At 71.6% G+C, this 6,735-nt stretch carries 5 protein-coding genes, 1 pseudogene and 1 CRISPR repeat array; of the genes and pseudogenes, 2 read left to right on the top strand and 4 right to left on the bottom strand.

The window, feature by feature from the left end; all coding sequences use genetic code 11:
• Nucleotides 1-92: 92 nt before the first annotated feature.
• Nucleotides 93-722: an antibiotic biosynthesis monooxygenase gene (locus ABZ340_RS36060; protein WP_358786121.1), complete on the bottom strand. Its 630-nt coding sequence runs from the start codon at nt 720-722 to the stop codon at nt 93-95.
• Between the two features lie 182 nt (nt 723-904).
• On the opposite strand from ABZ340_RS36060, the gene ABZ340_RS36055 reads away from it, so the two are divergent.
• Nucleotides 905-1,225 (top strand): DUF6191 domain-containing protein, encoded by a 321-nt coding sequence (locus tag ABZ340_RS36055; protein ID WP_358786120.1) that lies wholly within the window; start codon nt 905-907, stop codon nt 1,223-1,225.
• Nucleotides 1,226-1,312: 87 nt separating this feature from the next.
• Here the strand turns inward: ABZ340_RS36055 and ABZ340_RS36050 are convergent, their stop codons facing one another.
• The gene (locus ABZ340_RS36050) at nt 1,313-2,347 is read right to left on the bottom strand and encodes an NAD(P)-dependent oxidoreductase (protein WP_358786119.1); all 1,035 of its coding nucleotides are present in this window, start codon (nt 2,345-2,347) and stop codon (nt 1,313-1,315) included.
• A gap of 139 nt (nt 2,348-2,486) precedes the next feature.
• On the opposite strand from ABZ340_RS36050, the pseudogene ABZ340_RS36045 reads away from it, so the two are divergent.
• Nucleotides 2,487-2,962, top strand: a pseudogene (locus tag ABZ340_RS36045) (transposase).
• Here the strand turns inward: ABZ340_RS36045 and ABZ340_RS36040 are convergent.
• Nucleotides 2,952-3,656, bottom strand: a complete 705-nt coding sequence (locus tag ABZ340_RS36040; protein ID WP_358786118.1) for an amidohydrolase family protein — start codon at nt 3,654-3,656, stop codon at nt 2,952-2,954. The pseudogene ABZ340_RS36045 and the gene ABZ340_RS36040 overlap by 11 nt on opposite strands.
• A 247-nt stretch (nt 3,657-3,903) precedes the next feature.
• Complete coding sequence (locus ABZ340_RS36035; RefSeq protein ID WP_358786117.1) at nt 3,904-4,641, bottom strand: lysophospholipid acyltransferase family protein; 738 nt, start codon at nt 4,639-4,641, stop codon at nt 3,904-3,906.
• A gap of 324 nt (nt 4,642-4,965) precedes the next feature.
• A CRISPR array of direct repeats spans nt 4,966-6,585; the repeat unit is 29 nt; unit sequence GGGACCATCCCCGCGGGTGCGGGGAGCAG.
• Nucleotides 6,586-6,735: the final 150 nt, after the last annotated feature.

Below are 6,735 nucleotides of genomic sequence, written 5' to 3'. Positions count from 1 at the left end.
GGGCGACGCGCTATGCGCGTCGCCCGGCGATGGCGCGTCCGGCCCAGTGGGGCGAACGGCCCGGGAGCATCGGAAGCGTTCCCGGGCCGCGCTCAGAATTCGGCGGCGACCCGGAAGAGGCCGGGTGTGGCGGTGGCGAAGCCGGGGGCCGTGGAGGCGTGCTGCCGGAAGCGGGGGCCGTCGTGTGCCGCGCGCCATGCGCCGGGGCTGTCCCAGTGCGCGATGCCGACCAGCTGGAAGCGCGTGTCCGGGTCCACCGCACGGTGCAGCCGGCTGCCCCGGAAGCCGGGCTCCTTGCTCATCAGCTCTGCCTGGCCGAGCCAGTGCGGCAGCCATTCATCGATCCGCTCGGCGGGCAGCTCGAAGGCAGTGACGAAGGCGATTCCCGGTCCGTCGCCCACATTGTTCTCCGTGGTGGCCGATTCGGCCGCCACCCGGTACCAGCCGCCGCGTACGGTGGCATAGCCGGCCGCGGTGGCCGCCGACGCGGTGAAGCGGGGATGTGCCAGCGCCTCGTCCCGGGCTTCGACGCTGTCCCACTGCGCCACATTGACCAGGCCGAGCCGGGACTCCGGGTGCAGTCTGCGGTGCAACCGCGCGTTCCGGAAGCCGGGAGCGGTGTGGATGAGCCCGACGCGCTCCCGCCAGCGTGCGATGGACTCCTCGATCCGGTCTTCGGGCAGTTCCCATGTGTCTATCAGGGTGATTCCGTCTTCGGTCACCGCCCCATCGTGAAACCCCAACCAAACTGGAGGTCAAGATTTCCGAGGGAAAGCGCGCTTGAGCCGTCGCGGTGGCCGGTGGCAGGGGAGACCCTGGCCTTCACGGAGGAGAACCTGGTCTTCAGGGGCATGCCGCAAGGCTGAAGGGCTGAACGGTGTCGCCCGGTCTGGATACTGAAGGCATGGAATTCGCCGTCTTCATGACCTTGCCCGGACTGGTCATCCTGCTGACCGTCGTGGCCTTCGCGGATCAACTGCTCCTCCACGCCGGACGGGCCGGACTGCTGCCCTGGCGGAACGGCGTCCGGCAGGGGCAGATATCGGCGACCGGGTTCGAGCAGCTCCACGCGAGCTTTTCACCCGGGAAGCAGAACGAACTCAAGGAGCGGCAGTCGGCACTGGTGATGAGGGACGACGAGGAGGACGGGGCACCACCGAACCGGACAGCGGTGGACCTGGAGGCAGGGACCGCGGTCGTCCGGATCCCGCGGGCCGACCGGTAACCGGCCCCCGTCGCCGTCAGGCCTTGGCGAACAGGCCGAGCGCGGGCGGCCGGACACATCGGCAGCCCCCGCTCACGCACCCCCCTTTCACGCGCCCCGGGCCGCGAACCAGGCGTCCTCCGCCGCGTAGTCGAACAGATCGCCGTACGCCTGGACCATCTTCGGGTACGCCTCCCGCCAGTCCCGCCCGGCCAGCCGCTCCTCGATCCAGGCGACGGTGTCCGGGAGCGTCTCGGCGTACCGGGCCCGCGGGCGGTAACCCAGCTCCCGTTCGGCGGCGGACATGTCGCAGACCACCGGCGCCGGCACCGACCAGGGCGTGAGGCCGACCCCCGGCGCGGGCGGCGGTCCGTCCACGAGGACGTCCTCCACCTCGCGGCCCATCACCGCGTCGATCGCCCCGGCGATCTCCGCCACCGTCGGCGCGTCCGGATCGACGGCGTTCAGGACACGGCTGCCCGGCCGCGCGGCGGCCAGCCGGATCAGCTCGGCGACCGTGTGCACGCTCACCGGGTGGAACCGGGAGCGGCCGCCGAAGGCGAGCACGCGGCGCCGCCGCCCGTCGAGGTTGCGCTTGACGAAGTACAGCTCGCGCGGGGTCCGGCAGTGCGGCCCGTGGACCGCGCCCGCGCGCAGCAGCGTGGTGGGCAGGGTGTCCCCGGCGGCGAGCAGTTCACGCTCCAGCGCCGCCTTGCGGGTGCTGTACGAGGTGTCGCCCGGCCGGACCGTGCGCTGCTCCTCGGTCAGCGGCACCGGGTACTCGGGGAAGCCGCCGGGTTCGTGCTGCGTGTCGAAGCCCCGGCCCTCGTCGTCCTCGTAGACGGCCACACTGGAGATCACCACGGCCGAACCGACCCGGCCGGCGAGCGAGACCAGCTGCCGTGCGTGCCGTGGCCCGAACGCCACCATGTCGACCAGTACGTCACAACCGCCGCCGACCGCGGCGGCCAGTGCCGCGTCGTCCTCCCGGTCGGCCCGCGCCACCCGCACGCCCTCCGGCCAGCTCCGGTCCCGGCCGCCGCCCCGTGAGACGGCCGTCACCTCCCAGCCGCCCCGGGCCAGCACACCCACCGCCACCCGTCCGATCTGTCCCGTCGCTCCGATCACCACAGCGCGTGTCATACGGGGACCGTACGGGCGCGGCGCCGCACCCGCCACGTCCTTCTGCCGACGGCAGAGCACGCGGCCTCCTGGACCGGCGGAGGCCGGAGCGCGTCTCTTCGATGCGATGGACTGGTGACCGGACGCGACTGTCCGGTCAGTGATCACCGACGCGACGGGGGACCGGACCGAGCCGCTGACGCCGGCCGATCCGGTGCGTGGACGGCGCCGGGCCGATCATCGCAGGACCCGGGAGGCCATCGCGTGGAAGTACCGCACCTGCGCGCCGTGGAGGGACCCGCCCAGCGAGCTCGGCTCGTTCAAGGCCGCGCATGAACGCCTGATCGGGTGGGCCGTGGACGGCACCTGGGAACGGATCTTCGCAACCCTCCTCGCCGGCGTGGATGTGGCTGACGCACCGCCTCCGGCGGGGCCGCGCCGGAGGCCGCCCGCCTTGGCTTCGACGCCGAGGCGTACAAGGAGCGCAATACCGCCGAGTGAGGCATCAACCGGTTCGAGCAGGGGCGCGGCCTGGCCATGCGGACCGGCAAGCTCGCTCTCGTCTGTCGGGCCGCACGCCATCTCACGGCGATCCTCATGTGGGCCCGGCGGGGCCCCGGCACTGTCAGACCCTGAAGATCCGTCGTGCGTTGCCGGACAGGAACAGCTCGGTGGCTTCCTCGTCCAGGCCCAGTTCGCCGAGGTGTTCCAGCGCCTGACCGGGGGTGATCATGGGGTAGTCGGTACCGAACAGCATCTTCCTGCGGCCCCGGCCGCGCAGGTAGTCGACCAGCTCGCGCGGGTAGCGGCGGGCGGTGTAGGCGCTGGTGTCGATGTACACGTTGGCGTGCTTGTCGGCGACCGCGATCATCTCCGTGGTCCACGGGTAGCCGATGTGCCCGCACACGATGGTCAGCTCGGGGAAGTCGAGCGCGACCTGATCGATGTACGGAATGGGGCGGCCGGTCTCGGACGGGCGCAGAGGACCGGTGTGTCCGACCTGCGTGCAGAAGGGGATGCCGAGGTCCACGCAGGCCGCGTACAGCGGGTAGTAGAGCCGGTCGGTGGGCGGGAGCTGCCACAACCAGGGCACGATCCGCAGGGCCATGAAACCGAGCTCTTCCACGGCCCGGCGCAGTTCCCGCACGGCCTGGACCGGCCGGGTGAGGTCCGCGCCGGCCACCCCGCGCAGCCGTCCCTCGGACTCGGCGACGAACTCGGCTACTTCGTCGTTGCTGATCAGCGGCCCCTGTGGCCCGTACCAGGCCGCCGAAAGACCGATCTCCACATCAGCCGCCGCCATCGCGGCCACCGTGGCCTTGATCGGCAACGGTTCCTCCAGCAAGCCCCGCCCCGTTCACCGACGCAGCGACTCGAACATCTCATGGTTGGAGTGACGGAGCGTGGGGTGCTGCATCCACGCATCGACGACCGGCATCGGGTACCCCTGCCTCTCTCGCGGCGCCGCTGGTCACACCGAAGGCGGCTAAGCGGATGCTTACCAAGACCCTGGCCGGTACGTGCCGACCCCGGCCATCCCCCGGCCAACCCCACCTCGCAGGTCGAAGAGACAGGCCTTAACCGCGCGGCGCCCGCCGAACTCGCCGCGCCTGGCGCACCTTCGCCGCCCGCTCCCGCTCCGCCGCCTCGGCCTTGACCTCGGCCGCGTACCGGTCGACGTACTCCTGCCCGGACAGCGACAGGATCGCGTACATGATCTCGTCGGTGACGGCGCGCAGGACGGCCTTCTCGTGCTCCAGTCCGGCGTAGCGGGAGAAGTCGAGCGGCTCACCGAAACGGATGGTCACGGGGCGGACGCGGGGGAGCCTTCTGCCCGGCGGCTGCGCCTCGAACGTGCCGATCATCGCGCAGGGCACCACCGGCACACCGGCCTTGAGGGCCATCACCGCCACGCCGACCTTGCCCTTGTACAGCCGGCCGTCATGCGAACGCGTGCCCTCCGGATAGATGCCGAGCAGCTCGCCCCTGCCCAGCACCCCGAGGCCCTCCCGGACGGCGGCCTGCCCCGCCTCCTTGCCGGAGCGGTCGACGGGGATCTGCCCCGCGCTGCGGAAGAAGGCCGCGGTCAGCCGGCCCTTGAGGCCCGGTCCCGTGAAGTACTCGGCCTTCGCCAGGAAGGTGATCCGCCGCTTGAGCACGGCGGGCATGAGGAAGTGGTCCGAGAACGACAGATGATTGCCGGCGACGATCGCCGCCCCCGACGAGGGAACGTGGTCCAGACCCTCGATCCGGGGCCGGAAGACCAGCCGTAGCAACGGTCCCAGTAGCACGTACTTGAGCAGGTGGTAGAACACGGCTCGCTCCTGACTCTGCCGACTCCCCTGGGAACCAGCGTTCCCCCAGGCCAACCCAAGGATGACTGATAGAGGCCGATGTGCACCTGCCGTCACTTGCAGCCGTGTTCGGGCGATCTCATGCTGACCGGTTGCCGAGCCGGATGCCGGCCAGCCGGAACTGTGGGCCGTGCGCTCCCCGCCCGTGCGGTCGCGCGGTGCTTCTTGGGGCGGAGGCCGGGTTCGGGGCCGACGAGTTGAGGCTGGAACGCGGTGATGGTCGAACAGGTCAAGAGTGAGGCGCCGGTGCTTTGGCGTCGCGCTGGACGATGCGTTCGGTGAGGGCGGATTATCCCCGCGGGTGCGGGGAGCAGTACGTCGCGCACGCCGACACCGCCCGCATCGTGGGACCATCCCCGCGGGTGCGGGGAGCAGGGTGACGGGTTAGGAGGCGATATGGCGGCGCGGGGACCATCCCCGCGGGTGCGGGGAGCAGCCCTCCGGAGACCGGGAAAAGGTTGTCTCCAAGGGACCATCCCCGCGGGTGCGGGGAGCAGGCGACCGTCACCCGGCGGGCGTGGTCCTCGCTGGGACCATCCCCGCGGGTGCGGGGAGCAGCGGAGCTGGCCGGGTGTCTTCTGCGTCATGTGGGGCCCATCCCCGCGGGTGCGGGGAGCAGGTACGGCGGCTTCCCGTACGGACGAAGAGGCGGGGACCATCCCCGCGGGTGCGGGGAGCAGGCATCGAGCCCACGACGTAAGCGTCTCGGGTGGGGACCATCCCCGCGGGTGCGGGGAGCAGAGCTCCTTGAGCGCCTCGTGCCACTGTCCGGCGGGACCATCCCCGCGGGTGCGGGGAGCAGCGCCTCCCCGCCCCGCGTGAGGAGCAGGGTGAGGGACCATCCCCGCGGGTGCGGGGAGCAGCAGACGTGTGGTGATCGCATCGCTTGCGCTGTGGGACCATCCCCGCGGGTGCGGGGAGCAGGCCTTCGTCACCTGCGCCGTGGCGTACGCCAGGGGACCATCCCCGCGGGTGCGGGGAGCAGCTCAGGATGCGGACCTGCGCGAGGGGGATCTCGGGACCATCCCCGCGGGTGCGGGGAGCAGCGGACGAGGCGCCGCTGGGTGGGCGTGCTGTTTGGACCATCCCCGCGGGTGCGGGGAGCAGCGGCAGCGCATCGAGAAGCTGGCCCGCCGGGTGGGACCATCCCCGCGGGTGCGGGGAGCAGCCGTGGTCGGACGGGAGCAAGCCCCACGGGGTGGGACCATCCCCGCGGGTGCGGGGAGCAGCCCTGCTGCGACGACCACGGTGGCGGCTGGTGGGGACCATCCCCGCGGGTGCGGGGAGCAGTGCCCGCCTTCGAGGCCGCGAACCGCATCCGCGGGACCATCCCCGCGGGTGCGGGGAGCAGCGGGCCCGTCGATGTCCACTCCCCCAAGCTCAGGGACCATCCCCGCGGGTGCGGGGAGCAGTGTGTGAATTGACTGAAGGGGCGGTCAATTCGGGGACCATCCCCGCGGGTGCGGGGAGCAGAACCCTTCCGCCTCGCACCAATCCCGGTACGCGGGACCATCCCCGCGGGTGCGGGGAGCAGACGTTGAAGGGTGGTCCGCCGAGTGTGCTACTGGGACCATCCCCGCGGGTGCGGGGAGCAGCCCGCACCAGCCCGAGGACGATGAGTGGGAGGGGGACCATCCCCGCGGGTGCGGGGAGCAGGGACTCGCGGAGGAGTCGCCCAAGGCGCGGGAGGGACCATCCCCGCGGGTGCGGGGAGCAGGCTTCATAGGGTTCTGCGGCGAGGGGGCGGGGCCGGCGGGACCATCCCCGCGGGTGCGGGGAGCAGCACCAAGCCCGAAAAGAGGTGAACGGATGAGCGGGACCATCCCCGCGGGTGCGGGGAGCAGTCCTCCCGGATCGCCTCCACGATGCCCTCCAGGGGACCATCCCCGCGGGTGCGGGGAGCAGGCTGGATGACCTGCGGTTTTGCTGGCGCTGGAGCCGGTTTCCGAGTACTTTCTCTGATTCCGGCAAACGGGAGATAAAGGACTTGATACACATCAGTTCCTCCCGAAGCGTCGGCGTTTGGCGGCTCTGCTCCAGCCGGATGGTGGCCCG

The organism is Streptomyces sp. NPDC006134, assembly GCF_040628835.1.
In the GTDB taxonomy this organism is placed as follows: Bacteria; Actinomycetota; Actinomycetes; order Streptomycetales; family Streptomycetaceae; genus Streptomyces.
This window is presented reverse-complemented; position numbering and strand designations above follow the sequence as displayed.